22 protein-coding genes and 1 riboswitch are annotated in these 25902 nt (G+C 55.0%); of the genes, 2 read left to right on the top strand and 20 right to left on the bottom strand.

The window, feature by feature from the left end; translation table 11 throughout:
* Positions 1–39: 39 nt before the first annotated feature.
* Positions 40–855, bottom strand: a complete 816-nt coding sequence (locus tag PEL01S_RS05505; RefSeq protein ID WP_127459652.1) for an NmrA family NAD(P)-binding protein — start codon at positions 853–855, stop codon at positions 40–42.
* Positions 856–975: 120 nt separating this feature from the next.
* On the opposite strand from PEL01S_RS05505, the gene PEL01S_RS05510 reads away from it, so the two are divergent.
* On the top strand, positions 976–1563 hold the full coding sequence (locus PEL01S_RS05510; protein WP_127459653.1) for a TetR/AcrR family transcriptional regulator: 588 nt from the start codon (positions 976–978) through the stop codon (positions 1561–1563).
* Positions 1564–1799: 236 nt separating this feature from the next.
* Here the strand turns inward: PEL01S_RS05510 and PEL01S_RS05515 are convergent, their stop codons facing one another.
* The 11 genes from PEL01S_RS05515 to PEL01S_RS05565 form a co-directional block, all read right to left on the bottom strand.
* A complete protein-coding gene (locus tag PEL01S_RS05515; RefSeq protein ID WP_063181455.1) occupies positions 1800–2246 on the bottom strand; it encodes a hypothetical protein in 447 nt (148 codons plus the stop codon).
* A 240-nt stretch (positions 2247–2486) separates the two neighbouring features.
* A complete protein-coding gene (locus tag PEL01S_RS05520; RefSeq protein ID WP_010492469.1) occupies positions 2487–2891 on the bottom strand; it encodes a DoxX family protein in 405 nt (134 codons plus the stop codon).
* A gap of 187 nt (positions 2892–3078) precedes the next feature.
* On the bottom strand, positions 3079–3927 hold the full coding sequence (locus tag PEL01S_RS05525; RefSeq protein WP_063181451.1) for a M56 family metallopeptidase: 849 nt from the start codon (positions 3925–3927) through the stop codon (positions 3079–3081).
* 3 nt (positions 3928–3930) lie between these two features.
* Positions 3931–4344, bottom strand: a complete 414-nt coding sequence (locus tag PEL01S_RS05530) for a BlaI/MecI/CopY family transcriptional regulator (RefSeq protein ID WP_010492473.1) — start codon at positions 4342–4344, stop codon at positions 3931–3933.
* Between the two features lie 116 nt (positions 4345–4460).
* Positions 4461–6197: a phosphoenolpyruvate--protein phosphotransferase gene (ptsP, locus tag PEL01S_RS05535; RefSeq protein WP_127459654.1), complete on the bottom strand. Its 1737-nt coding sequence runs from the start codon at positions 6195–6197 to the stop codon at positions 4461–4463.
* 2 nt (positions 6198–6199) lie between these two features.
* Positions 6200–6481, bottom strand: coding sequence for an HPr family phosphocarrier protein (locus PEL01S_RS05540; RefSeq protein ID WP_010492478.1), 282 nt, complete (start codon positions 6479–6481; stop codon positions 6200–6202).
* Between the two features lie 68 nt (positions 6482–6549).
* Positions 6550–8016 carry a PTS transporter subunit EIIC gene (locus tag PEL01S_RS05545; RefSeq protein WP_127459655.1) on the bottom strand — a complete coding sequence of 489 codons (1467 nt, stop codon included), beginning with the start codon at positions 8014–8016 and terminating at the stop codon, positions 6550–6552.
* A gap of 29 nt (positions 8017–8045) precedes the next feature.
* Positions 8046–8546, bottom strand: coding sequence for a PTS sugar transporter subunit IIA (locus PEL01S_RS05550; RefSeq protein ID WP_127459656.1), 501 nt, complete (start codon positions 8544–8546; stop codon positions 8046–8048).
* Positions 8547–8561: 15 nt separating this feature from the next.
* Positions 8562–9434, bottom strand: a complete 873-nt coding sequence (locus tag PEL01S_RS05555) for a BglG family transcription antiterminator (RefSeq protein WP_063181443.1) — start codon at positions 9432–9434, stop codon at positions 8562–8564.
* 227 nt (positions 9435–9661) lie between these two features.
* Positions 9662–9928: a hypothetical protein gene (locus PEL01S_RS05560; protein WP_063181441.1), complete on the bottom strand. Its 267-nt coding sequence runs from the start codon at positions 9926–9928 to the stop codon at positions 9662–9664.
* Between the two features lie 72 nt (positions 9929–10000).
* On the bottom strand, positions 10001–11320 hold the full coding sequence (locus PEL01S_RS05565; protein WP_127459657.1) for a globin-coupled sensor protein: 1320 nt from the start codon (positions 11318–11320) through the stop codon (positions 10001–10003).
* A 108-nt stretch (positions 11321–11428) separates the two neighbouring features.
* Positions 11429–11520, bottom strand: a riboswitch (cyclic di-GMP riboswitch).
* A 164-nt stretch (positions 11521–11684) separates the two neighbouring features.
* On the opposite strand from PEL01S_RS05565, the gene PEL01S_RS05570 reads away from it, so the two are divergent.
* Positions 11685–13280, top strand: a complete 1596-nt coding sequence (locus PEL01S_RS05570; RefSeq protein ID WP_127459658.1) for a stalk domain-containing protein — start codon at positions 11685–11687, stop codon at positions 13278–13280.
* Between the two features lie 88 nt (positions 13281–13368).
* Here the strand turns inward: PEL01S_RS05570 and PEL01S_RS05575 are convergent, their stop codons facing one another.
* The 8 genes from PEL01S_RS05575 to PEL01S_RS05610 all read right to left on the bottom strand — a co-directional run bounded on the left by PEL01S_RS05575 (position 13369) and on the right by PEL01S_RS05610 (position 25813).
* Positions 13369–14244 carry a carbohydrate ABC transporter permease gene (locus PEL01S_RS05575; protein WP_051775513.1) on the bottom strand — a complete coding sequence of 292 codons (876 nt, stop codon included), beginning with the start codon at positions 14242–14244 and terminating at the stop codon, positions 13369–13371.
* A gap of 18 nt (positions 14245–14262) precedes the next feature.
* Positions 14263–15171, bottom strand: a complete 909-nt coding sequence (locus PEL01S_RS05580; RefSeq protein WP_255320075.1) for a carbohydrate ABC transporter permease — start codon at positions 15169–15171, stop codon at positions 14263–14265.
* Positions 15172–15281: 110 nt separating this feature from the next.
* Positions 15282–16658 carry an ABC transporter substrate-binding protein gene (locus tag PEL01S_RS05585; RefSeq protein ID WP_127459659.1) on the bottom strand — a complete coding sequence of 459 codons (1377 nt, stop codon included), beginning with the start codon at positions 16656–16658 and terminating at the stop codon, positions 15282–15284.
* A gap of 353 nt (positions 16659–17011) precedes the next feature.
* Complete coding sequence (locus PEL01S_RS05590; protein WP_163767546.1) at positions 17012–18646, bottom strand: response regulator; 1635 nt, start codon at positions 18644–18646, stop codon at positions 17012–17014.
* Positions 18621–20465: a cache domain-containing sensor histidine kinase gene (locus PEL01S_RS05595; RefSeq protein WP_063181423.1), complete on the bottom strand. Its 1845-nt coding sequence runs from the start codon at positions 20463–20465 to the stop codon at positions 18621–18623. The genes PEL01S_RS05590 and PEL01S_RS05595 overlap by 26 nt, the downstream gene beginning before the upstream one ends.
* Before the next feature lie 155 nt (positions 20466–20620).
* Entirely contained in the window at positions 20621–21346 is a 726-nt protein-coding gene (locus PEL01S_RS05600) for a response regulator transcription factor (RefSeq protein WP_063181421.1), read from the bottom strand.
* Between the two features lie 35 nt (positions 21347–21381).
* Positions 21382–23529, bottom strand: coding sequence for an ATP-binding protein (locus PEL01S_RS05605; protein ID WP_127459661.1), 2148 nt, complete (start codon positions 23527–23529; stop codon positions 21382–21384).
* Positions 23530–23911: 382 nt separating this feature from the next.
* On the bottom strand, positions 23912–25813 hold the full coding sequence (locus PEL01S_RS05610) for a DUF2334 domain-containing protein (protein ID WP_127459662.1): 1902 nt from the start codon (positions 25811–25813) through the stop codon (positions 23912–23914).
* Between the last annotated feature and the right edge of the window lie 89 nt (positions 25814–25902).

A 25902-nucleotide genomic window follows, 5' to 3' on the forward strand; every position in this document is an offset into this window, starting at 1 on the left:
CTGCTCAACCGCTTTTCTTTTTTACCAAGATCCGCTTATTCAACGGTACACATCGATATGATCCTCAACGAACTGCCTGAACGTGCGTGCCGCTTGCCCGGTTACTTCCTCTATCGTAGGCCGTACGTCTTGCTGCTTGCTCGCAGCCTGTCTGATTCGGAGTACGGCGTCCACTTTTTCCTCCGGCATATACCGCTTCATCTCTTCCCTGGCCACCGACTCGGCGATATTGTCGAATTCGATCGGCTGGTTAAGCACTTCTGCGATCGTCCGCACCTGGTTTGCGGGAGTCATAATCTCAGGGCCGGTCAAGGTGTAAATCCGACCCTCGTGGCCTGAGGATACCAGCGAAGCCACAGCTACGGCGGCGATATCCCGGGGGTCGATAGGAACGAGCCCCGCGTCGCCGTATGGCGCACGGACTCTTCGCTCCGACCGTATCGTTTCTGCCCAATGAAGCGCGTTTGACATAAAAGGCCCCGGCCTTAAGAAGGTAAAAGGTATACCGGATTGCACGATCAGTTCCTCCATACGCGAATGCATACGAGTAATCGGATTGTCTGCACCGATCTCCACTGCGCTGGAAGAGAGAAATACGAGATGCTCTACTCCAAGTGTTTTTGCTACTGTCGGGAAGGACTCGCCGCCAGGAACCGCCATTAGGAAAGCTTTCCTGACTCCTAACAGCGCCTTGTGCATCATCGCCGGATCGGCCAGATCGCCGGCAATCACTTCGACGTCTGCAGGCCATTCGCCGGGATTCCGGCTCACCACCCGAATTTTATGCCCTTGGCCATGCAATTGCTGCGCAATCTCTTGCCCTACGTTGCCCGAAGCTCCGGTGATCAAAATCATGAGTACAGCCTCCCTTAGAATTGTAATTCGAACAGAAATGAATGAAAGTACTTACTTGCATTTGTGATTGTACAGAATTATAATTAGGATGTCAATTCACAATAAAGAGGTGCTCCAGCATTGAGTAAATCCAAAACGAGGGACCGCATGATCGACACGGCTCTGGCCGTTTTCTCCGAAAAGGGCTACGAGGCGGCTTCCACAAGAGATATTGCCGAAAGAGCCGGCGTGAACGAGATTACATTATTCCGGCACTTCAAGAACAAAGAAAATTTATTCCGCGAGGTGCTGAACGCCAGATTTCCGACCACCCTGCTGTCGGACGACGTGAATCGCCGATTGACCGGCCGCTTGCGGGAGGATCTGACAGTCTTGGCACAAAAATATCAGGAGGTTCACTTGGAGAATCTCGATTTCATTCGCATCGGCATCATGGAAGTTCCGCGCAACCCTTCCTGTGCGGACGTGGTCCGCACCATTCCGGAACGTCTGGAGGAACATTTGGCGAATTATATGTTGGATTTGGCAGCCAGACATGTGATTCGGGACGCGAATTTCAAGCTGCTGGCTCGAATGTTCTACGGACAGTTGTTCCAGCACGTGATGTCGATCTGCAGCTTCGGCGACGATTCGGGCACCCTGAGGGCGGAATCGGATGAACTCATCGAAACGTTGGTGACCATGTACGTTCAGACGCTGACCCCATGATTTTAAATTCCATTAGCAGCATTGTTAAAACGAAGGGGCTACCCCTTAGGACAGCCCCTCCAGAGTGTTGAGAAAGAGGTATTTGGCTGAAATAGAGAACCATACGGAGGTGGGGTATGCACTGGAGGAGCGATAGTGTTCGCCTTTGTCCGCGGGAAATATCCGCTGCGAAGCGGCTTCAAATCAAAATTTCCTGCGGACAAGAGCGACCGGAAGTGGATACCCCGCCCCCCCGGTCAATCCGGCTTCGGCCCGCTGCCGGACGGCTTGTCCGGGTTAGCCCGCCGTCTTTTCAAGAAAGCGGCGTGACCTCCCAGCAAGGCGGCGGGAATGACGGCCAAGAAGCCGGTGAGATGATACCATAAAGGAACCTCGGCGTTGGCGAAGGAATAATAAAAGCCGATCGCGGCACCAACGACGCCGATAATCGAAGCATGGAAGTAGGCGTCCCGCTTCGCTACCGAAGCCGATACATACCCGCCAAGCCCCGTGCAGAACAAGCCGACAAGCAGGTAAATCGCCAAAATCGGCGTATCCGCGTACACCTTGGAAATGTCGCTTGGACCGATATGATTGGACGTGATGTAGATCGTGCCGATCAACAGCGAAGAGACGAACGAAGTGACCTGATCTACCAATATGCCGGCTAGCACGCCGCCGAAATGTACGTTTTTCTTTTCCATGATTTGGGTAAGTCTCCTATAGTGATGTAGTGCGATTTCTTTTTATGGCGCTGCTCTATGCCTCCTACGTTCCAACTATACCATACTCCAATCCGGATCGACAGCGCTCGATTCTGAACCCGCAGCCTTCACTTCACGGCTATACAAAAGAAGGCTGTCTCTCAAGTAGATCGCTCTACTTTTTGAGACAGCCCCTCGTTCGGCCATATGCTGCACGATCGCAAAACGACTTCAAGCGCGCTAGGCGCTCGCCCCTTCTGCGCTCCGCTTGCGGAACAAGCTATCCACCGCAAGCACACGGTTCCCGCTAATCAGCAGATGCAGGGACATGGCGAACAGCGCAAGATCGAATTCATACCCGCCGATAAATCCCTGCGACATCTTGACGGTCAAGATCGCGCCAAGCATAATGATCGAAAACAATGCGCCAAATACGCGCACGCCCAGACCGAGAATCATGCAAATGCCGCCGATCAGCTCGATTCCGCCGACTGCATAGGCCAGGAAGCCCGGCAAGCCGACGCTTTGGAAAAAGCCTGCGGCTTTGTCAATCCCCGATTGAAACTTTTGGAGCCCGTGCAAAAGAAAAGTCACTCCCAATACAATACGTACAATCAAAGCTCCCAACTCAGAAAACATGGTCATTTCATACATTCCTCCTTGAATTAATTCCCAATTTCGGGCTGACTCGGAACCTCTCCCTTTCGTCCGCCTCGCTTCATCCGATCCGCATCACCTCCTCACCACCGCACTACTTATTGTAGTGTACGACCGCAAAAAAATGCGCCGGACGGAAAAATAATCCGCCGCGCAGCGGTTCTTTCCTACTCGATTAGAGGGTGGCGAAGAAAAACATCGCACCAAGCAAAAGCACCGCATGGAACGAAATCATGGTCAGCTTCAGCGGCAATTTGAACGGAATCTCGAATTGCGGGTCCAAAATAAGCTGAATACGGCAATTGATCGAATTGTCTGCGAACGAGACGTAGGAAAATACCATCTTTTCCGATTTTCTATGCTTCAGAAGCTTCAGCAAGGCGCTGCCGATCTCTACGGACGAGCCCAGTTGTTCGATGGCATAGTTGTCCGCGAGCACCTCGCGAACGGTCCGGTATTTCTGGTGCACCCACCGGAGCAGCGGGACGTATCCCATGACCGACGAGCAGAGGGACAGCACGAACGTTTTCAGCGGATCGCCATGCTTCCGATGATACATTTCATGATGGATGACCGCCTCCAGCTCCCTCGCATCCAGCAGCCGGATCAAGCCCGTCGATAACACGACTTTCGGGTTCAACAGGTTCATCGTAAACGCGCGCGGCTCATCGCACGCGACGACCAGTATCGGCTCACTGCCGCTGCCGTACTGCCGGTTCAATTCCGCCGTCATCCGTTCATCCCGCTTGCTTTGCAAGCGCCGAAACGCGCGCCACGACGCCCATTGCTGCTGGATGACGAGTCCCGCGGTCAGCAGCAACGTGTAGAACACGACGATGTCGAAGGCGTACACCACCCCGTCCAGGCCGTAGATGCTCGCCGTAGTGGCGCAAAATTGGATCAGGTTATGCTTGAGTTCCAAGCCGAACAGCAAATGCAGCGCATACGCGATAATCTGGGACATGATCAGGGCCGACAACCCAAGGCCCGTAAGGAACAGGGTCCTGGAACGTTTTTCCCACATAGGCTATCTTTCCTTTTTCAGAGCTTGAATTTTTTGCTCCAGCTGCTCAATAAGCGCCGGGTCCGCTTCTTCCAAGGCGTCCAGCATATGGTTCACGACAAGCGGTCCGAATTCTTCAAGCAAATCGTTCGTCAGCTCTTTGGATTGGGTTTCGAGAAACTGCTCCAGCGACTGGGTGGGCTGGAATAAGGAAACGCGCCCTTGCGCTCTTTTGCGCAGCACGCCCTTGTCTACCAGCCGGTTCATGACCGTCATCACCGTATTGAAATTGATTGCCTGCTCCTTGGCCAGCCTCGCCTGCACGTCTTTGATCGCCATCTCCGGACCGTTCCACAGGATATGCATGATTTTTGCTTCCAGAGGTCCGAAAAAGCGGTTTAATCCGCTTTCGTTCGTTTTGAATGAATGTATTTTCATGAAAGCACCTCACACTACCTATTGTAATGTTCACAAAAGGCATCGTCAAGTTTACAGTTCATTCCAGCAAAAAAGCACGGCAGCGGGCTCATACGCCCTACGCCGTGCCTTAGCTTCTATAAATACTCGCGCAGCCAAGGAAGCTGCGATTCGACCTCGCTGCGGATCTCATCCGGCTCGTCAAGCTCAAGCACCGCTTCCGCCAGCCTGCCCATCTCGCTCCGGTCCAGCTTCGCAATCAGCGCCCGCGTGCGCGCCACGTGGACGCCGCTCATGCTGAACTCGTGCAGGCCCATGCCGAGCAGAATCGGTACCGCGTGCGGCTGCCCCGCCATTTCCCCACACATGCCGACCCATTTGCCTTCTCGCTCCGCCGCACGGATGACCTGATCGATCAAACGCAGCACCGCAGGCTGAAGCGGGTCGTTCAAGTGCGCCAGCTTCGGATTCATCCGGTCGGCCGCCATCGTATACTGCACGAGATCGTTCGTCCCGATGCTGAAGAAATCGACTTCCTTGGCCAACCGGTCCGCCATCAGCGCCGCTCCCGGCACTTCGATCATGATGCCCGTCTCCAGATCGTCCCGGAACGCCTGGCCTTCGGCCCGCAGCTCCGCTTTGGCTTCCTCCAGGACAGCCTTGGCCCGTCTCCATTCACGGAGCGAAGCGATCATCGGGAACATGATCTTGACGTTGGTCTCCGCGCTGGCCCGCAAAATGGCGCGAAGCTGCGTCTTGAACAGCTCCGGCCGGTCCAGGCAAATGCGGATCGCCCGGTAGCCGAGGAACGGGTTCTCTTCCTTCGGCAGCCCCAGCAGCGGCAGCTCCTTGTCCCCGCCGATATCCATCGTGCGGATGACGATCGGCGCCTCCGGTCCGAAGGCGCGGGCCGCCGCCGCATACGCTTCGTACTGCTCGTCCTCCGTCGGCAGCGAGTCGCGGCCCATGTATAGAAACTCCGTGCGGAACAGCCCTACGCCTTCGGCCCCGCCGCGTGCGGCTGCTTCCGCATCGGCCGGCGAGCCGATGTTGGCGACGAGCTCGACGCTCGCGCCGTCCAGCGTCACGGACGGGCAGTCTACAAACGCGCGGTACCGCTCGGCCAACGCCTGCTGCTCGCTTGCTTTTTTGCGGTAGGCGGCAAGCTGCTCCTCTGCCGGAGCGACGAGCACGACGCCTTCGCGGCCGTCGACGATGAGCCGCTGGCCGTCCTGCACCTGGAACAGGCTCTCGCCCAAACCGACGATCGCCGGAATGCCGAGCGAGCGGGCCAATATGGCGGAATGCGACGTTTTGCCGCCGGAAGCGGTGACGAAGCCCGCCGTCGATTTCGGATCAAGCTGGGCCGTCTGTGAAGGCGTCAGCTCATCCGCGATCAGAATGAAGGGCCCGTTCGTCAAACGCGCGTCCACAGGCTCATCGGCATGAAGCAGCTTGCGGATTACACGGCGTGTCACGTCGCGGATATCCGCAGCTCTCTCCCGCAAATATTCGTCGTCCAGGCTTTCCAGCAGCGCGACGGTCTCCTGCATCGCTTCGTCCAGCGCCGCTTCCGCGCAGATTCGCTCCTCGCGGATGATCGTCTGAGCCTTGCCGATCAGCTCTTCATCCTGAAGGAACAGCCGGTGGCCTTCGAAAATTTCCGCTTCCTGCTCCCGGCCCCGGTCCGTCAAGTCCCGGCCGATCTCCTGCAGCTCCTCGTCCGCCCGGCGGATCGCCTCAGCCAGCCGCTCCAGCTCGGCATCCGTCTCTTCCGGCCGGATCGGAAGCCGTTCCGGTCGCCGCTCCTCCCGCATCACCTTCGCGACGCCGATCCCAATCCCCGACGCCGCGGCAACTCCCTGCAGCCGCACGGTTACCCCTCCTTCCGGGCCGGCGCTTCGGAATATTCGGCCAGAATGCGGCCGATCTCCTCCTGCGCCGCCTCTTCCTGCTCCCCCTCGGTAATGAGCGTAACGGTATCTCCGTGCTTGGCGCCGATGGTGAGCACGTTTACCAGGCTTTTCGCGCTGACTCGCTTACCCGATTTTTCCAAAAAGATGTTGCATTCCTTGTAGCGTCCGGCCGCCTCCACAATTTTTTTGGCGGGACGAACGTGAAGCCCCAACAGGTTTTGAACAATATAGTCGTTTTGCATCGCTCTGCACTCCTTGTTCCGTATAGTTTATATTTCTCTATCTGAATGGTTGCCTGCAGCAGGCAAATTTACATGATCTTCTTAATCTCGTCTTTCAGCTGCTCGGATTGCGGTCCGAAAATAACCTGCACCGCGCCTTGACCGAGCCGCATGACGCCGGAGGCGCCCAAACCCTTCAACGCTTTATCGTCAACCGCCGCTTCGTCCTTCACGACCAGCCGCAGCCGGGTAATGCAAGCGTCCAGTCCTACGATATTGTCGGCGCCGCCGATGGAAGCCAACACTTGGCCCGCCTTTTGAGCAGCCGGCGTTTTGCCCGCAGGCGCAGCTCCCGTTTCTACAACGGCAGCCTCGACGATGTCGTCGTCCTCCCGGCCCGGCGTCTTCAGATTCAGCTTCACGATCAGGATGCGGAACATGAAGTAATAGACGACCGCAAACGCAAGACCGATCGGGATAATCAAGAGCGGCTTCGTTGCCAGCGGATAGTTAAGCACATAGTCGATGAAGCCCGCAGAGAACCCGAAGCCGTGCTTCACGCCAAGCACATACGTGACATAACCGGCTACCCCGGCCAGTACGGCGTGTACGGCATACAAAGCAGGAGCGAGGAACATGAAGGCAAATTCCAACGGCTCCGTAATTCCGGTCAGGAACGAGGCGAATGCTGTTCCGAACAGCATGGACGCGACGATTTTGCGCTTTTCCGGCTTCGCCGTATGCACCATCGCGAGTGCAGCGGCCGGGAGCGCGAACATCATCATTGGGAAGAATCCGGTCATGAACATCCCGGCCGACTTGTCGCCTTTGAAGAAGCGGTACAAGTCCCCGTGAATCACTTGGCCGGTCGCATCCGTAAAGTCGCCGATCTGGAACCAGGCGATCGAGTTCAGCACGTGATGCAGGCCGAACGGCAGCAGCAGCCGGTTGCCGATCATAAACCCTGCGGCTCCGAAGCCGCCCAAGCCAACGATGAAGCGTCCGAGTTCGTCCAGCGCATGCTGAATCGGACCCCAGATAATCCCGAATACGATCCCGATCAGCACCATCGCAAGCGAGGTAATAATCGGCACAAACCGCTTGCCGCTGAAAAAGCCTAGCCAATCAGGCAGCTTGATATTATGGTATTTTTTATAAAAGTAGGATGCCAGCGCCCCGGCGAGAATGCCGCCGAGCACGCCCATGTTCAGCTTCACGTCTTTATCGACAAGAGCCGGGAAAGCCGCGGGAATTTTAGATAATACGTTGGTCAATACCAAGTAAGCGATTACAGCAGCCAACGACGCGACCGCATCTCCGATGAAAGCAATCGCAATGCCGACCGCGAAAATCAGCGGCAGGTTATCGAATATTGCGGAGCCGCCGGCGTTCAGGAACGGCGCGATATACTGGTTCAGAAACCCGCCGACGCTATCCCCCATATGAAAGTCTTTCACGTAATCAATATTCCCGAACCGCATCAGGATGGCGGCCGCCGGAAGGACGGCGACGGGAAGCATCAGGGCTTTTCCGACTTTCTGCAAAGAAGCGAGCATAATCACTCAACCCTTTCGAAAAGTATATGTTATTTTTTTAAAACCGCGCTCAGCAGTCCGGCGTCTCCCGCACGGACCGGCCCCAATCGGTATTCCACGGCCGATACGCTTTCTTCGCCGTTGGCGATGATAACCGGAGTAATCAGCGGATAGCCCGCTTCCTTAATACGCTCGATATCGAATTCGATCAGCGTCTGGCCGGCCGTCACCTTGTCGCCCGTAGATACGTGGGACGTAAACCCTTCGCCGCGCATTGCCACCGTGTTGATCCCGATATGAACCAAGAGCTGGACGCCCGACTCGTGCTCCAGAATGAGCGCGTGATTCGTATCGATCCGGTGCGCGACCGTGCCGTCGAACGGAGCGACCAGCTTGCCTTCCGTCGGCTCGATGGCCACCCCTTCGCCCATATGCTTGCCTGCGAATGCTTCGTCGGGAACCTGTTCGAGCTCTACGGCCTTGCCCGTTATCGGAGATGCGATTTCCAGCCGATTCGTCTTCGTCTTGTTCGTTAGCCATTTTGAGAACATCTGTTGATTCCTCCCTTAATGTATTGACCGCTCTCCCGGATATGTTTGAAACAGCCGGTACAAATGCATGACCATATAGCCGATCTCATCTTCGGGAACGTCCGTCTCCAGCCGCTGCCCGATGAGAGAGCCAAGCTCGGCGGCCAACCGGTATTCCTCGGGGTATTGGGTTTTGAATTCGTTCATAAACGGGTTGCGAACGACTTTGCCATGGGCAATCCGTTCGATCGCATGCCGCAAATGCGTGATGAGCCGGACATAATCCATGCTGTCGCGTGGAATGGGGGCACCCAGCTCGCTTTCAACCACTGCGACCGCTTCGTTTACCAGGTTGGAGAACTTCACCAGTTCTCCGACCGGAACGCTGGACACCGCCGAATGGACGTGAAAGGTCAAAAATCCGATTTCGTCCTCCGGAACTTCGATGCCGAACGCCTCGCTGATCATTGCCGCCGCGCTTCGCGCGATTTCGTACTCCTTGGGAAACCACAGCAGCGTTTCCTGCAGAAACGGATTGACGATATCCATCCCGTTCTTGAGCCGGTATACCGCGAACTGAATATGACTTGGAAGCGCAAAGTATACCTTGTTGTTCAGCGGCTCGGAAAATTGCCCGTTAATGCTATCGATGATCCGCTCGGAGATTCGGATCACCTCGGGGTCGATTCCTTCCAGCAGCGTGTGATACTCGCTCATCTGATCGCGATTGTCCAGCCGAAATCGTTTTTCAATGCGGGGGTCTTGAGCCTCGATCGTCCCGCTTCCTTTGGAGGAAAACCCGATGCCCTTGCCCAGCAGCACGTACTCCTTCCCGGAATCCGAATCCAACACCATAAGCACATTATTGCTGATGACTCGCTCGATTCGAAGCAGACGATTCGCTTGCATAGCCTAACCCACCACCTTTCCTTACGTTCCGAGCTGACGGCAAACAAAAAAGAGCCAAAAAAAGACTTTTGTTCTTAGTCTTTTCCTGGCTCATGCCCTTTTATCGGTAACACGCCAATTTGTATTCGGTTACAGTCCCATCATACCTATTTGTAAATGTTTCGTCAATAGGATTTGCGTGGAATTTAAGTGGCGAATTATTGAACAAATTACCAACGGCTTTCCTTTTAACGGGGCAAGCTTTGCAGCGCCGCGTTCACAAGCAGGTCGTAGAAATCGTCGTCTTCTTCCAGCCTTTCTTCTACCGCAAGAATGTCCTCTTCCGATCCCGATTCTTTGGAAAAAATCAGGCTGTAGCTCCAATCCTTCGCATTTTTGCTGTGCAGCGTAATTTCGTACGGCGCTTCATGCCCTTCATATTGAAACTCGACATGGCCCACGTAGCCGTTTTCTTTGCTGTGCGTCATCCGGCTTCCCATGATATTTACGTTCATTCGTCAGCTCATCCCTTTCGGTTTGTCTATAGACATTATCGCCTTTTCCGCCCGTTATGCACCAGCCTTTTTTTACGCTTTATCCCGCAGCGTCTCTGCGGTCGATGCCACCCGACTTACCGCACTGCCTATTTCGCCGATCGTATGTACCAGCCGATCCATCTCGCTGCCGACCTCTTCCGTCTGATCGATATTCGTCTGCATCGAGTGTACGATTTCGCTGAACACCCTTCGCGCTTCCAGCGCTTCCGTACGGCTGGTTTCCACGACTTGACGCACCTCGTGAATCGATCGTACGACCCGGTCGTTGCACTTATCCGATTCGGTGACGATATCCGCAATGCGCGTCAGCGTCTTCTTCGTATCGTCGGACAATTTGCGCACCTCGTCGGCGACAATCGAGAATCCTCTTCCGTGCTCGCCGGCCCTAGCCGCCTCAATGGCTGCATTCAGAGAAAGCAGATTGGTCTGCGCCGCAATGTCTTGTACGATCGTAACGATATCCTTGATCTGCGACGACAGCTCGTTCAGCTGCGCGGCGGACTGCTGCATATGATCGGCCCGCTCGTGAATGACGACGATTTTCGCTTCCAGCGCCTGAATCTGCTCCTGCCCTGTGCCGGCCATCACCTGGCTCGATCTTGACTGCTCCGCCATCGAGGCAAAGGCTTCTTTCACGTCGCTGCTCGTCGAGATTAATGTCTCGACCACTGCGTTGTTTTCCTGCGTCAGCGCGGCGAGCTCCTCGCTTAACATGCGCAGATCGTTGCGGTATTTTTCATGCTGCAGCTCCCGCTGGCGCAAATTCTCCTTTTCGTACGCTTCCAGCACGAGCTGCTGCTCGAAGTTGAACAGCTTGGTCAACACCCGGTTAATCGCCACCATGTCGTCTTTGTACTGAACCTGGCTGACGACAGCGTCGATAAATCCGTTCTGCAGATTTTGGAAAGCGCTTAAATACCACTTTGGTTCCAGTCCGATCCGCTCATGAATCAGGGCGATTTTCGTTCTCTTTTCTACAAACGCCCGGTCCATTTTGCCATCGAGCAGTTCGGCCAAATGGGTCTTCATCGTCCGCGTCAGCCGTTCAACGGTCGAATTGTCACGTATAATCCGGTCCAGCTTGTCCACTTGCAGCACGGCTTTGTAAAACGAATCGACAATCTCGTCGATCTGTCCCTCGATCATAGGCTTAAACATGGCCAGAATACGCAGATCCTCTTCGGACAAAGCGATCATTTTAAGCTGCGCCTCCAGCTCCGCATCGTTCACCTTGCAGGTGACCTTAACTGCGTTCAGCTTGTCCTGCTGTAATAACGAAACATGTCCCTCCGGCGCGGCGCCGTCTTTCCCAAACCAACGGGCAATGGTATGAAACGGACACTTGCTCATAAAACGGACCCCCTCCTGTTTATCTGTGTCGGTCCCGAACGCACGAAAAAAACCGCAGCGGCGCGCCCGGCTTCTATGGTTGGCGTTGAAGTGGCGGAATGTCACAACAGTGGCAACCTGGCGATCGTTCTTCCCGTTCGGGAAGGGCAGACCCATGGCTTTGCGTCCCCGCTTTTCAGACAGGTATGCCTTATTCCATATACATTTTGTAAATACTCGATCTATTCTACTACAGTTTGTGAGCGTTTTCTAGCACGATTTATTTTTCTTTACCTTCAGCAGCCCCGAATATAATTTTTTTCGACACATCCTGTAGAATATTGTAAAATGGAAAAGTATAGGACGAATAGGAGGGAAATTCTGTATGAACAAATGGTACGCCATGCTGCCGGCCTGTTTGCTGTGGACGGCGCTTGCGGCACCGGGTTTGGCAGGCGCAGCCGATCCGCAGGTGCGCGTGTATCTGGACGGCAAGCCCATCAAATTCGAAGTTCAGCCCATCTTGGACAATGGAACGACGCTGGTTCAATTCCGGCCGATTTTTGAAAAAATAGGGCTCACGGTCGGCTGGGACGAGGCTACGCAAACCGTAACCGGCACGAAGGACGACCTCTCCATTAAGCTGGTCATCGACGATACGGACGCTTATATCAACGAGCGGCTGAACGAGCTTGAGCTTGCGCCCCGGCTGGTTGAGGGCAATACGTTCGTCCCGCTGCGGTTCGTCAGCGAAGCGAGCGGCAAAGAAGTGACATGGGATGGAAAAAGCATGTCGGTACATATAAAAAGTCCGGCCGATTCAACAGGGCCCGGGAATTCCGGCGGGACCACAGGCGGCGGCTCCAAGCCCGGCGGTGGAGACTCCGGAACCAAACCGGGCAGTGGCACCGACACGACCAAGCCCGACAAAGGAGACTATACCTATCCGAATGGAGACAGGTATACCGGCCAGATGGTGAACGGGTATCCCGAAGGACGGGGCAAGCTGTACAACCTGGGCGGCAAGCTGCTGTTCGATGGTACGATGTCGAACGGGCTCCCCGGAGACGGTCACCTCAAGAGTTACCACGAGAACGGCCAGCTGGAATTTGACGGGAATTTAAGAAACGGGGTACGCACCGGCTCCGGCAAGCAGTACACTTCCACAGGCTCACTGCTATTCGACGGCACCTTCTCAGTCGGCGAGCGGGAAAAAGGAACGCTGTACTACGACAGCGGCGACAAATACACCGGTCCTTTCGATAATGACAAGCCGAGCGGAGCCGGCAAGCTCGTCTACAAGAACGGCGACGTATACGAAGGCGATTTCTTCGACGGACGGCGCGAAGGCAAAGGAACCTACACGACGACCAAGGGCGAGAAGCTGGTCGGGGATTTTAAGAACAACATGATGAACGGCATCATCTCTCATTATGACAAAAAAGGCACCTTGCTGTCCGTCAGCGAATTTTCCAACGACGTCCTGATCCGCAAAGTCGATATGGGCAACGGTAACACGACGTTGCCGAATACGAATCCTTCGGCGCAGCCGGACAGAGTCAAGCTTGAGAATGAGCGGTACGACAAACTCGTGAATTCGATCCGGGATAACTACAATCAGAACAAAAAGCAGTTGGAGGACCAAATCGCCCAAATCCGCAAGGATAACCCGGGAACCTACTCCAGCCAGGCGGAATATAACAAGGCGCTGAAGGAAGCCGAGACGAAGCAGACGGATATTTCGAATAGGCTGAATTCGTTGGCCGGCGATTATTCCAAGGCGGCGGAAGCAGCCAAGGCCGAGCTCAACAAGCAGTTGACGAATGTTCAGACGCTGATCACGCAGATCCATGCCAAAGGATCGGCCCAACAGCGGATCGAGGCGCTGAGGGATCAATTGAACTTCCTGAGAGACAACTACAACAACGAGTTGAAAAGAGCGAACGACCAGCACCTGGAAATCATCAAGCAGCTGAAGTAATGATGATCCGCTGTTCGTTATAACTTACAAAAGTACAAAAAGGCCTGCATCGTTGCTGATGCAGGCTTCTTTTCGCACGTCCTCGTGCTTACCCCTTGACGGAGCCGCTAGTCATACCGGCGATGAACGACTTGTTCATCAGGAAGTAAACGACCAGAATCGGGAGCATCGATACCATCGAGCCGGACAGCATCAAGTGCCATTCCGCAGCAGCATTGGCGGAGTACTTCAGTGAGATGACGCCGACCGTCAGCGGCCGCAAGTCGGGATTCGTCATCGTAAAAATAAGCGGGAGCACGTATTGGTTCCACGACTCGCGGAACGTGAACAGCCCGACGACTCCCAGCCCCGGCGTAAGCAGCGGCAAAATAATGCGCCAATAGATTCCGAAAAATCCGCAGCCGTCGATCGTCGCAGCCTCATCCAAGTCTTTCGGAATGGAGCGTACGAACCGCTCAAGCAGAAAAATATTAAAGGACAAATGCGTGCCGACGAAGATCAGCACAATGCTCCACAGCGACTTGTGCAAATGCACCTCACGCATCATGTCGTAGAGCGGACGGTACGTAATGGCCCCGATCGTGATGAACATCGTGACCGCAAGGACGGCCATGATGAGGCCGCGTCCCGGAAACATCCGCCGTCCGAGCGCATAAGCCCCCATCGAGCAGACGATGATATTGATAACCGTGGACGCGATAGAGATAAACAAGCTGTTCCACGTATATTTCGCGAAGTTGGCCCGCTCCCACGCCTCGGCGTAGTTTTTCCAATGCCATTCCTTCGGCCAGATGCTCGTGCTGTTCAGCAGCTCGAAATTCGACTTAAACGAGCCGAATAGCGTAAAGACGACCGGATACAATATCGCGATGACGATGCTCAGCAGAAAAATCCAGACGATCGTCCAGGCCAGCAGCGGGCCGACGCGTACGGAAGCGCCCTTTTTGGCGGCGATTGTGCTCATGATACGGTTCCTCCTTCCTTAATGCGCCTGACTCGATTTGCGCGAGATATATAAGTAAGCCGACGTAAGCAGACCGACGATCAGCGCGGAGACGAAGCCTACGGCAGCGCCGTAGCCGTACTGCTGCACGACCGCATCGCCCTCGGACACCGGGAAGAACAGCTTGTAGATGTACAAATACATGACTTCCGTTTTGCCGCCGGGACCTCCGGCCGTCAAGACCATGATGCTTTCGTAGCTCTTGAGGGTGTTGACGATCGCCAGCATGACGATGATCTGCATAACCGGCCCGAGGAGCGGAATTGTGACGTACCAGAACTGCTGAACCTTGTTGGCGCCGTCGATGGCCGCGCTTTCGTACAAATCGTTCGAGATGCCCTGCAGGCCCGCAAGAAACAGCACCATGTAGTTCCCGACCGCGCCCCAGATCGCCACGAGAATGGCGGTGAACATCGAGTACTTGACGCCGAGCCATTCGATCGGTTGATCGATTAATCCAATCGATAGAAGCATTTTGTTAATAATCCCGTTGTACGAGTTGAACATCAGGTAGAAGACGAGCGAGATGACGGCCGTACTGATGATGGTCGGCATGAAAATGATGGCGCGCATCGTATTTTTGCCGAATAGCTTGTTGTTCAGGATAAAAGCTAAAATAAGAGAAAGCGGCAAAGTAATGACCAGCTTCCCGGCCGTAAACACCAGCGTGTTCCAGACCGAATGCCAGTACTGCGAGTCGCGCGTGAACAGCCGGACAAAGTTTTCGAGCCCGATGAAGGTCGCATCCGAGAAGCCGTCGTAGTCATAGAACATATATTTGAAGGCCCATGCCAGAGGATAGATGGCAAACAGCAGTAGGAGAACGACCGTTGGCAGAACCATGACGTAAGGTCCCGTATATTCCTTCAATCTTTTTTTGAGCGGCACGCAAATCAGCTCCTTCCAAAGGCGATTTTTGGCAAAAAGAGAGCAGGCGACTCCCGGATATCCATATAGGAGAGCCACCTGCTGCCCGGTCGTTTATGCAAACGAGAACTTTATTTTTTAATTTGGCTACGCGGGTCGAAATTGGGTTCGACGATCCGCTTCGCGTTGCCGGCCTTTTCTTCGTTGTTCAAGCCGTCGTTGTAACGCTTATTCAGATCTTCGATCCCTTTGTCAAGCGGCGTCAGGCCGAGAATCGTCTCGGAGATGACGTTCTGCCACGGCTTGCCTTCAATTTTGTGTACGGGATAGGCCGGCCACATGACATCGTCCTTCGGCGCGAATTCCTTGAAGTTTTTGAGCGTCGGCTCTTTCGCTTTACCGAGGACGCTAGGCACGACGCTGATGCCTTTGCCCTGCTCGTAGTAAGGAACAAGCACGTCGTCGCTGTAGAGGAAGTTCAGCAGCTCCCAAGCTTCTTTTTTGTACTTGCTTTTCCCGGACATATACAGCCAGGATGCGCCACCGTTGATATAGTTCGCGCCCTTCGGCGCTCCGCCATCGAGTGTTGGCACCTGCGCTACGCCCCAGTTGACTTTGGTCGGGAACTGGGTATCGTACACGCCCGGCTCGGCGGACAGCGAGAAGTACATGCCGATTTTGCCTGCCGCAAACTGGTTGCGCAGCGGGTCGATGTCCAGCGATTCGTAGCCCGGAAGAATGCTTTTGTTATCGACGATTTGCTTCAGCGCTTGGACATAAGGCTTCAGCACTTCGAAATCATACTTTCCGTTTTTCCAGTCGTAGTAATCTTTGCCGTCCAGACGAACCATCGGCAGCAGTCCGCGTTCGAAGGCCGCAGCAGGCGTTTTCATGTTTAATGCGAAGCCGTATACGTTGTCCGCTTTGCCGGCTTCGGTAATTTTCTTCGCATAGTCCACAAGCTCCGCCATCGACTTCGGCGGCTCGCTCAGGCCGGCTTTGGCGAACAGGTCTTTGTTATAAACCAGCCGCCAGGTTGTGCCGTAGTTCGGAAGGCTGTAGGTTTTGCCGTCCAGCGAGTTTTGCCGGTCGACCTTCAGCAGGTTGTCGCCAAAGCGGGACTTTACTTCCGGCGTCAAGAACTCGTCGAGCGGTTGAATCGCTTTCATTTTGACCAAATCTTCTAACTTGAGCTTCATTTTGGCGTTGAAAATGTCCGGCGCCTCGTCCGCTTGAATCGCTGTTTGCAGTGCTTGCTCGTAGTTGTCCGTCATGATCTGGGATTCGACTTCGATCTTGCCTTTAAACTTCTGATTGAATTCTTCCAGCTTCGTTTTCATCAAATCGGCGTCATGCCGCGCATTGGTCCAAAATTTCAGCTTGACCGGTTGGCCGCTTGCGCCGCCGCTTTCGGAGCCGGTTTTCGTTTGTTCGCCGCCGCATCCTGCCAGCGCCGATGAAGCTAATGCCATCGCCAATCCGAGCTTTACATAGCCTTTTGTATTCACGGACTTCGTCCTCCCCTATAAGATTCTCTGCGTATACGTGAGTTGATCTTCCTATTTCCAAGTATAGCGAACCGTGTCGAATTTCCTAGGGAGGGAATTTTCATGAGCGAGGGGGAGGATTTACTCCTCCTTGAGCTGTTGAGAAAGTAGTCGGGGGCACTACAGGTAATACGAGGGGGTGGGGTATCTACTTCCGGTCGCTGTTGTCAGCGGGAAACTTTGATTAAAGCCGCTTGACAGCGGATATTTCCCGCAGACAAAGGCGAACGCTTTCGCTCCTCCAGTAGATACCCCACCTCCGTATGTTCCCCTGTATTAGCAAAAACCACTTTCTCAACACTCCGGGGGAGGATTTACTCCTCCCCCGTCGAGGTGCCGAGCCGCTGCTCGCGGTACTCGGACGGCGTGATGCCGTTCTTTTTCTTGAAAATTTCGCGGAAATATTTGCGGTCATGGTAGCCGAGCCGCTCGGCAATCTCATAGATGGGAATGGCGGCGTCCTCCAGCCAGTCTTTGGCTTGGGCCAGCTTCAGATCGGTGACGTATTCCACGAAGGAGATTCCCGTCTCCCGTTTAAACAAGCCGCTGAAGTAGTTGGGGCTGACGCCGACATAATCCGCTACCGCCGACAACCCGATCGGGTGCAGCAGATTCTGCTCGATGAACGTCTTCGCTTCGCCGACAATCGATTTGGAGCCCGCTTGGACGAACTGCTTGACCTGCAGCGCCGCTTGATGGAACCAGAGCGGAATATGCTCCTTCAGCTCGCTCAGCTTCGCGCGGTTGCACAGCTCAAACCACGCCTCGGGCAGCGGGCTGCGTTCCCCTTCCGCCATCCCCAGATCGTGTAGAAGCCGGTTCAGTGCAGTGACAAGCTGAATACAGGAGAAGCGGAAGTCGGCCGGCTTGCCCTCCTCCCCTTCAAGCGCACGGAAGAAGGAAGCCCCCGCCTCCTGGGCCGATTCCGCCTGGCCCCGCCTAACGAGCGTCAGCAGCTCCTGCTCCTGAAGCGCCGGGTAACCGGTCCGCTTCATCCGGAACGGGATCAAGTCCTCCACGTGTACCACCTGGTTGTTCCCGAAAAAATACACATGCTCGATCGCCTCGCAGGCTTCCCGGTATGCGCCGGGCAGCTCGCGCAGCTCCGGACATAACGAGCTGATGCCGATCGTTACCGTGAGGCCCGAATGCTTCTCTACCGAAGTGCGGCACCAGTCCGCAAATTTCAGCAGCTGTTCCTTGACCTCTTTGGCCGGATCGGCCGGGTCGTAATTGACGAGCATTGCCAGCAGACCCCACTCGGCATAGAAAGCGATGCCTGTCCCCCACGAGGACAAGCAGTCGCCGACAATGTTCTCGACGATAAAACGGCTGAGCTCGACTTCCTCCACGGGCTTATGCGAAATTTCATCGAAGCGATCGATCGCAGCAGCTAGCAGCGCGAAATTCGATGGCTTAAGCGGAATTTCTGCAAAATCCCATTTATCCCGCAAGCGTACCTGCCGCTCGTCCCGAAACCGGATCATCTCATTCAAATATTGCTGCCGCAGAGCCGGCAGGCTGCGTCGGATCGTTTGCTGAAACTTCACCCGCTGCGCGTCCCGCTCCTGCTCCTTGCGAAGCTCGCCGAGCAGCTTGGCGATAATCCCGGTCATTTCTTTAATGTCAACCGGCTTCAATACGTAGTTCGAAGCGCCGAGCGCCAGCGCTTTCTTGGCGTAGTCGAATTCCTCGTAGCCGCTAAGTACGACGAAACGGACAGCCCGTTCGAAGCGTGCCCTGATGTGCTCCATGAGCTCGATGCCGTTCATATTCGGCATCTTGATATCCGTCACGATGAGATCGGCCGGATCGCTTGCATAACGGAGCAGTGCTTCCTTGCCATCAAGCGCGATCTCGACCTGCGACACGCCGAGCGTCTCCCAAGGAATATGCTTGCGGATGCCTTGCACGACGCTCTCCTTATCGTCCACCAGCAGTACTTTCATGCGGTACCTCCTCCTTCGCATCGCAGATACGGATCTCGAATCGCGAGCCTTCCCCTACCCGGCTCTCAGCCCGGAACGCTGCACGCTCCCCGAAAAAGTAACGAAGCCGTTCCTTAATATTCATAATCGCGTAGCCTTCTCCGCTCGGAGATGCGACGCCCGGCGCCGCGTCCGCAAGCGGCGCGTTGAAGAGTCGGATCAGCTCCGGATCGATCCCCGAGCCGTTGTCTTCCACGGTCAGCACCGTCGTGTCCGTTCCTTCCCGGAAGCTTTTCACATAAATCCGGTTATTTTGATACTCGTTGTCTTTAAATGCGTGCAACACCGCATTTTCCGCCAGCGGCTGCAGGATGATTTTCGGTACTACCGTTTCCTTCGTCCGATCGTCCACCGACACCTCGAACGCAAACTGCCGCCTGTATTGATAATTGACGAGCTTCAAATATTGCTCGACGTGTTCCATTTCCTTCCCCACCGTCGTCGCTTCCTCGCCTCGGTTCAGACTGAGCCGGAAAAAGCGGGACAACGACAAAATAATATCGCTGGCCGACGAATCGTTGAATTCGAGCGACTTCCAATAAATCTCGTCGAGAGTGTTATACAAAAAATGCGGATTGATCTGCGCTTGAAGCGCGCGCATCTCCGCCCTCCGCTTTGCGAGGCTCTCCTCCACCACCTGCTTCAACAGCCGCTGAATTTGGTCCAGCAGCTCGTCGAACCGCCGCCCCAGCTCTCCGATCTCGTCCCGGCTCTCGGAAGCGAAGCGCACGTTGAGATCGCCTTTTTTTGCTTGGGACATGAGCCGCTGCAGCCTGCGCACCGGTAGGGTGACCCAGCGGGCGATCGACTTGTTCAAGAAGAAAGAGAACGCCAACAGCACCACCGTCAGCAGTACGGTAAAATATTTAATGTAAGCGATCTTGACGAGCAGCTGCTTTTTCGGCTGAACGACGAGCGCCTGCCAGCCGGCAATCGGAATCGGCTTATGATTGACCAGATACGTCTGGTCTCCCAGCTTCATTTCGAAAAACGACGGTTTGCCCGAGAAATCCGGCACCTGCGCCTGCTCCAGAAACTGTTCCGTTACCTCGCTCCGGGAAGACAGCAGGATCGGCCGGCCGTTCTCGTCCAAAATCATCGAGAATCCGTCGGGCACCAGTTGGATGGTCTGCAGGTTGCGTTCGAAATAGTCTGCCCGCAGCGTGATCACCAAATAATTGTCCAGCTCCACCGCTCCGGTGGCCGTGGCCGGCCGGCTGACCAAGCCGATCACCGCTCCTTCCTCGACAAAGAGCGGATTTTGCCCGGCGTAGACCCAGCGGTTCGTCGACGAAGGCTTGATCGCCTTGTAATAGACCGTCTCCTTGAAATCGGTTTCCTTTCTTGCTGCGGGAACCCCTTCGAAAAATTCTCCCCTTGGCGTATATAAATAAATCCCGCGAATCGTGGGAGAGGACAGACTCGCTTTGGAGAACAGCGAAAATACGTTATTGAAAACGACGGAATACGCTTCATCCGACCGGTTCTGGCTCCATTCGATGGCCCGCGCCAGCTCGTCGCTAGAATTGATCCAGTACAGCTTGTCGCTGACGTTCTTCAGCTCGTTGCCGACATTGGCGCTAAGCTGGCTAACCGTCCGGTCTGCGGCGTTATAGGCGTACTCTTCGATATAGCGGGCCGCCTGATTGAATGAGAATGCCCCCGTTAACGGCACGGCGATCAGAATGACGACCGATGTCATCAGGAACACCTTCCATTCGAGCCCCCAATCGCGGAAACGCTCCGCTGCCCGACGCATACGGGCTCCGAACCACGGCATAGCTACCACCTCTTTCTAGTTTGTTGTAGCATAAACCTGATGTGCCCGAAAAGGGATAAAAATTACCGGATGCCCTGCTGCGAGCGTAAATTTACCGCCTCTCCTCCCTGTGCGAAAAAAAATAAACCGTGCCTTGAATGGCTCAAGGTTACGGTTTACAGTTTCAGTGCATGGCTCGTGCTGCTGGCGATGAATTTATAACCTACGCCATGGACGTTGATAATATATTTCGGATTCGACGGGTCCGGCTCGATTTTCTTGCGAAGGTTGCTGACATGTACGATAATCGTTCTCGTATCGTTGAAGCTTTCCTGTCCCCAAATTTCACGGAACAGCTGCTCGTGGCTGAAGGTCTGCTCCGGACGCGAAGCGAGAAAGCTGAGCAGGTCGAATTCCTTGCGGGACAGCGTTACTTCTTGCCCGTTCACTCTCACCACACGGCTTAATCGGTCGATCCGCAGATTGCCGACGACCAGCTTGTCTGGCTGTCCTCCCGCCTGATCCGCCGCAGCCAAATGCGGCCTGCGCAAATGGGCGCGTACCCGGGCCATCAGCTCGTTCGGGCTGAAAGGCTTCGTAATATAATCGTCGCCGCCCAGATTCAAGCCGGCGATTTTGTCCGCCTCGTCCTTTTTGCAGCTCAAAAATAAGATCGGCACGGGAGAAACCGCCCGAAGCTCCCGGCATACTTCAAAGCCGCTTCGCCCCGGCAGAAGCACGTCCAGTATCGCCAGATCCGGCCGCTCCGCCTCCGCGATCTTAAGCGCTTCTTCGCCGCTGGTTGCGAGCAGGACACGGTAATTGTTTTTTTCCAAGTAAAGACGGATCACTTCCCGAATCTCGGGATCATCTTCCACAACTAACACTGTTTGCTCCGTCATCCGTTTCACCACCGCATCGATGTAGTTCCCTGGTCCTAAGAAGAGAATAAACAATTGGACTGTTGCCGGTCAAGCTTTTTTTGAGGACTGGCGACAGGTATCGTGAAGCAGAACACGGTTCCTCGTCCCGGTTCAGTGCGTTCGACCCAGATGCGCCCCCCATGGTATTCTATGATTTCTCTGGATATGGAAAGCCCCAGCCCTTTGCCGCCCGCAGCGGAATTGCGCGATCGGTTGCTAGTATAGAACCGGTCGAACACATAAGGCAAATCCTGTTCGTTAATGCCGCCTCCCGTATCGCTGACCCGGCACAGCAGTTGTTCCCCGTCGTCGATCATTTCTACCTGAATGGAGCCGCCTTCCGGCGTGAACTTGATCGCATTGAAGATCAAGTTGCTGAACACCTGATGCAGCCGCTCCAGATCGACCTCCACCGCGGAAAATTCACGCGGCTGATCGTCTCCATCAGCCCGAAGCGTCAGCGTATAATGAATGCCCGCATTGCGCGTATCCAGCTCGTAGCGGCTGAACAGCAGCTCGATCAGACGGTCGGTGCGCATGAGCTGCTTTTTGAAGGTTACTTGTCTCGCTTCAAGCTGGGAAAGCTGAAACAGGTCCTCGATCAACCGGTCCATACTGACGACCTTGCTGTGAATAAGCTGCAAATAACGTTCCTTCTGCTCCTCCGTATCCACGATGCCGTCCAGTACGGCCTCCAAGTAGCACTGGATCGTCGTCAGCGGCGTGCCCAAATCATGTGATATGTTGCTGAGCAGCCGGCTCCGGGACTTCTCCATCCGCGACAACTCGTCATTTTTCCGCTGCAGCTCCAGATTCGCCTGCTCGAGATCCGCCGTCCGTTCCTTGATCTTGTCGTGCAGTCCGCTGTTCAGCTGCGTCAAAGCGGCCGATAGCTTCTCCTCGCTCCCATACCCCCGCGACAGCTTGACCGACAGCAGCACCGACTGGGAGAAAATAAAGATCAACAAGCCAAAAGCGGACATCTTGTCCGTCGTCTGCACCAGTTCGTGAGCGTACAGCATATCATTAATGATGGTAGCCGCAAAAATCAAGCTGGCGAACAGCAGCAACCCTCCGCCCTCTCTTCTCCGCAAAAAGGCGAGCACGATGATGCCCAAAATGTAGCAGACTCCCGCTCCAATAATCAGTTGCAGGACGATAAGCCATTTCGTAATCAGCATCGTAGGCAGCAGCGGAATGACAACGGCGTACGCCAGAGTTAGCGTACAGAAATACGTCGTTATTTTCCGCGAGCTTTCCCTCGGATACATGCTGGAGAAAAACAAGACGAACAGCAGCATGCTCAAATCCGCCGTCAAATACTCCAGCACCAGCGCCAGCGTCCAATTGAAGCGGGGAAACGCCTGGGTCACGACCATTTCCCCGATCAGCGCCATGCGCAAGCAGAATACAAGGCAAAATAATCCGAAATAAAGCATAGCCAGCTCTTTGGTCCGTACGACAAACAGGCCGAGATGGTAAAGCCCCATGATCAGCAAGCAGCCGATCAGCAGCGTATCGAAGCCGACCGCCAGTTGCTTCGCTCTCGCCACCGATTCGAACAAGCCGAACTCGATCGGCTGCCGGATGCCGCCCTTCTCGTGCGAATAGTTCGATACTTGAAGAACCAGCACCAGTTCCTTCGTATGGGTGTGAGCTACGGCCAGCTGGGTTAAAAAATGAGGCTTCGATTCCAGCTCAGACTTGCTTGCGGTTCCGGCGGACGCGATTTCCTTTCCGTTCACCCAGAGCTTATAAGACGTATAGATCGGGGGCAGCCGCAGGGCGAGCACCCGCTCATCATCGGACAACAAAATCTCGAGGCGGTAGGTGGCGTAGCCTTCGCCCGTCAGCACCTTTCCGTCCTTCGTCGTGCCGTTCCATGAACCCGGAAGACTGGCGTAGCTTGGCGTACCGAAGCGTTCCGCCGCCAAGTCTTCGGGGGGCTTGAATTCGTTCCAGTAAAACTCCCACTCGCCGTTCAGCGGAAGATGCCCTTTCCGGTCCCAATCCCATCCCCGCAAATCCATTTCGCCCCGAACTGCCGTCGGCGAATTGCCGTAATTGAAGAACAATCGTTCTCCCGCAATCAGCCCCACGATCAAAAAAACGACAATGGTGAAAAATGCGGCAACCCGCCTCGATATTCGTTCCAGCGGCATGTGTTACCTCACGCTCCTCCGGCTTCGAGATACCGGCGGATGCCGCTTGCGATTCTTTCAGCCAATTTCGTTTGGTATTCTTGTTGACTTGATGATTGTTTAAAACTGATCGATTCGATCAATTGTGTATTCGCCCCTCAAGCGTTAAATCCTGCTTTTTCCAGACTCCGGTCTACCTATCTCTTCCCATTGTGCCTGAATTTGCCGAACTGAACAAGGGAGAAAATACTATAGTCTTTTCTGCCTATTCCAAGGTTGATCCTTGCCGCTTTCGATCCTATGTAAAACGGCCCGGCGTAATCCGCCAGGCCGGGTAACAGCTCGATGAAATGAAAATATGAAATATGATAGCTGACGCTCTGTCGTACATTCCATAGCTTGCTTATTTGGTTTGGTAAGATAAGGCGAAATCCAAGGTACCGCCGGAGCGGTCGATCAATATCAGGTCCGCTTTTCCATTGCCGTCGACATCCCGGACCATCAGATTAACACCTTTTCCCGGCGTCCCCCACGGCCCGAAGGTGGAAAGCAGCTTCCACTCCCGGTCCTCATCTCTAGCATAGACGGTGCAGCGCATCGTCTTCGGGTCCCAGCGAATCGCGTCTTCCCGGCCGTCCCCGTTGAAGTCCCCGAGCCGAATCAAGCCGTCTTCATTCGGGAGACCGAGGTCCACACGGGTCAGCTTCCATGTCATGTCGGCGGTATCCGGCTGAAGCTGAATGCCGCCCGAGGCGCCGTCTTTAGAGGCAAACAGCGCCGGGCCGCCCTCCATGCGCACCTGAAGCTCCTGATTCATTTCGCTTCGGAGCTTGTACGGTTTAATCGGCTTCATTTCCTTCCCTCGGATTCGCCAGCCGTAGAGCTGAAGCTTATCCTTCGTTAGTCCGGCAATAACCACTTCTCCGTTCGATAACGGGAGCGTGTATAAGGAACTCCAAGCTTTGGCTTCAATCTTCCAGCTCTGCGCCAGACGGAATTGCCGCCCGTCCGATACATAGCGGTCCAGGCGCCCGCTCGGATTCACCGTCCAGAAGCTGCACAGGCCTTCCGCATCTTTGCCGCTGACGGCGGCAACAGCCCCGTTCGCATATTCCGCCTGCCCCCATCGCACCGGAGCCGGCTGCGCCTCATTGCGCAGTCCCTTGAACCGGCCGGGAATTACGCTGATCTCCCCATTCGCGGTATTCCACTGCACTGTATCGGCTTGCCCGTCACCGTCAGCATCTTCGAGAAAAACGTTCTGTTTGCCGCCCGGCAGCAGCTTGACGCTCTGAGCAGGTGTGAACGGAACGTAGTCATGGATGGAGCGGAAGGCGTAGCCTTTCGCCCGAAGGCCGGTAATGAGCTTTTGCAGCACGCTCTTATTCTGCTCGGGGTATCGGAATTCCGGGACGCCGTCCCGCATAACCGGTTGCCCTTCCGGGTCCAGAACGGGGGTCAGGTATTTGAATTCGAGAAAAGGATGATAGAAAAAGGAAGCCACGTGATTCGATTGACCGACCCGGTCCACAATCATTTTCTCGTCTTTATTATAAGGGATGTAATCGTAAGGCGTCGGAACGTAAGCCGCGCCAAGCGTCGGACTGCCGTAGCCGGTATTGCGCTCATTCAGATAGAAGACCCCTTCGGCATTGCGGTGAGACTGCACCTCCGCCTGATAGTTCAGGCCGAAGTAAGAACGGAACACCCGATCCTGTTCGGGAGCGGTCCGGTAATGCGGCGCCTCCCAGAACTGCGGCTTCAGTCCCGCACGCTCGAATATCGCAATCCCCTCTTTTATACGCTGCTCCGCATACGATGTCTTCATCGTTTCTTCCACATCCGGCACTTGGAACTCGTTGCCGATTCCCGATTCGTGGTGGCCGTCATCGCGGCGCACGCTGCCGACTTGGTGCGTATAGCCGTGCATGCCGATGACCGCGCCGCTGTCCGAAGCCTGCTGGAGCACCTTGCGGAAAGCGGCCGTATACGGACTGCCCTCCTGGTCAAGCGGTACGTCGTACCGCGATCCGTCCGGCGGCAGATTGATCCAGCGTGGAATAACCGCGAGATGATACGCCACCTTCTGGTCGCGCAAATATTCCAGTACGGTTCTCAGCTTCCCAAGCTCCTCAAGCGAAGCATATTGTCCGCCGGGACCGATGTCCTCCAGACGCATCAAGACGAATTTGGACGTACGAGCCTCGCCTTCTACGGTAAAAATTCGATATGCCGATAGAAGCAGCGTAAGAGCGATTAAGGAAACAACAAAACGTAGCCATTTTGAATGGCGTAAATAGATCATCGGGTGTCAGGAGCTCCCTTCTGGCTGCGTAAAGCTACATCCGAATTGTACCAGATTTCCCGCCGGGCGAGTACGTTTTTTTTGTGGGA

The sequence above is a fragment of the Paenibacillus elgii NBRC 100335 genome (assembly GCF_004000865.1).
Taxonomy (GTDB): Bacteria; Bacillota; Bacilli; order Paenibacillales; family NBRC-103111; genus Paenibacillus_G; species Paenibacillus_G elgii.

Coding starts and splice junctions, on each gene's coding strand:
- PEL01S_RS05610 (WP_127459662.1), bottom strand. CDS start 25,813: ATGATCTATTTACGCCATTCAAAATGGCTACGTTTTGTTGTTTCCTTA.
- PEL01S_RS05540 (WP_010492478.1), bottom strand. CDS start 6,481: ATGCAAAACGACTATATTGTTCAAAACCTGTTGGGGCTTCACGTTCGT.
- PEL01S_RS05550 (WP_127459656.1), bottom strand. CDS start 8,546: ATGTTCTCAAAATGGCTAACGAACAAGACGAAGACGAATCGGCTGGAA.
- PEL01S_RS05565 (WP_127459657.1), bottom strand. CDS start 11,320: ATGAGCAAGTGTCCGTTTCATACCATTGCCCGTTGGTTTGGGAAAGAC.
- PEL01S_RS05530 (WP_010492473.1), bottom strand. CDS start 4,344: ATGAAAATACATTCATTCAAAACGAACGAAAGCGGATTAAACCGCTTT.
- PEL01S_RS05515 (WP_063181455.1), bottom strand. CDS start 2,246: ATGGAAAAGAAAAACGTACATTTCGGCGGCGTGCTAGCCGGCATATTG.
- PEL01S_RS05590 (WP_163767546.1), bottom strand. CDS start 18,646: ATGAAAGTACTGCTGGTGGACGATAAGGAGAGCGTCGTGCAAGGCATC.
- PEL01S_RS05520 (WP_010492469.1), bottom strand. CDS start 2,891: ATGACCATGTTTTCTGAGTTGGGAGCTTTGATTGTACGTATTGTATTG.
- PEL01S_RS05505 (WP_127459652.1), bottom strand. CDS start 855: ATGATTTTGATCACCGGAGCTTCGGGCAACGTAGGGCAAGAGATTGCG.
- PEL01S_RS05605 (WP_127459661.1), bottom strand. CDS start 23,529: ATGCCGCTGGAACGAATATCGAGGCGGGTTGCCGCATTTTTCACCATT.
- PEL01S_RS05570 (WP_127459658.1), top strand. CDS start 11,685: ATGAACAAATGGTACGCCATGCTGCCGGCCTGTTTGCTGTGGACGGCG.
- PEL01S_RS05545 (WP_127459655.1), bottom strand. CDS start 8,016: ATGCTCGCTTCTTTGCAGAAAGTCGGAAAAGCCCTGATGCTTCCCGTC.
- PEL01S_RS05555 (WP_063181443.1), bottom strand. CDS start 9,434: ATGCAAGCGAATCGTCTGCTTCGAATCGAGCGAGTCATCAGCAATAAT.
- PEL01S_RS05560 (WP_063181441.1), bottom strand. CDS start 9,928: ATGAACGTAAATATCATGGGAAGCCGGATGACGCACAGCAAAGAAAAC.
- PEL01S_RS05575 (WP_051775513.1), bottom strand. CDS start 14,244: ATGAGCACAATCGCCGCCAAAAAGGGCGCTTCCGTACGCGTCGGCCCG.
- PEL01S_RS05600 (WP_063181421.1), bottom strand. CDS start 21,346: ATGACGGAGCAAACAGTGTTAGTTGTGGAAGATGATCCCGAGATTCGG.
- PEL01S_RS05595 (WP_063181423.1), bottom strand. CDS start 20,465: ATGCCGTGGTTCGGAGCCCGTATGCGTCGGGCAGCGGAGCGTTTCCGC.
- PEL01S_RS05525 (WP_063181451.1), bottom strand. CDS start 3,927: ATGTGGGAAAAACGTTCCAGGACCCTGTTCCTTACGGGCCTTGGGTTG.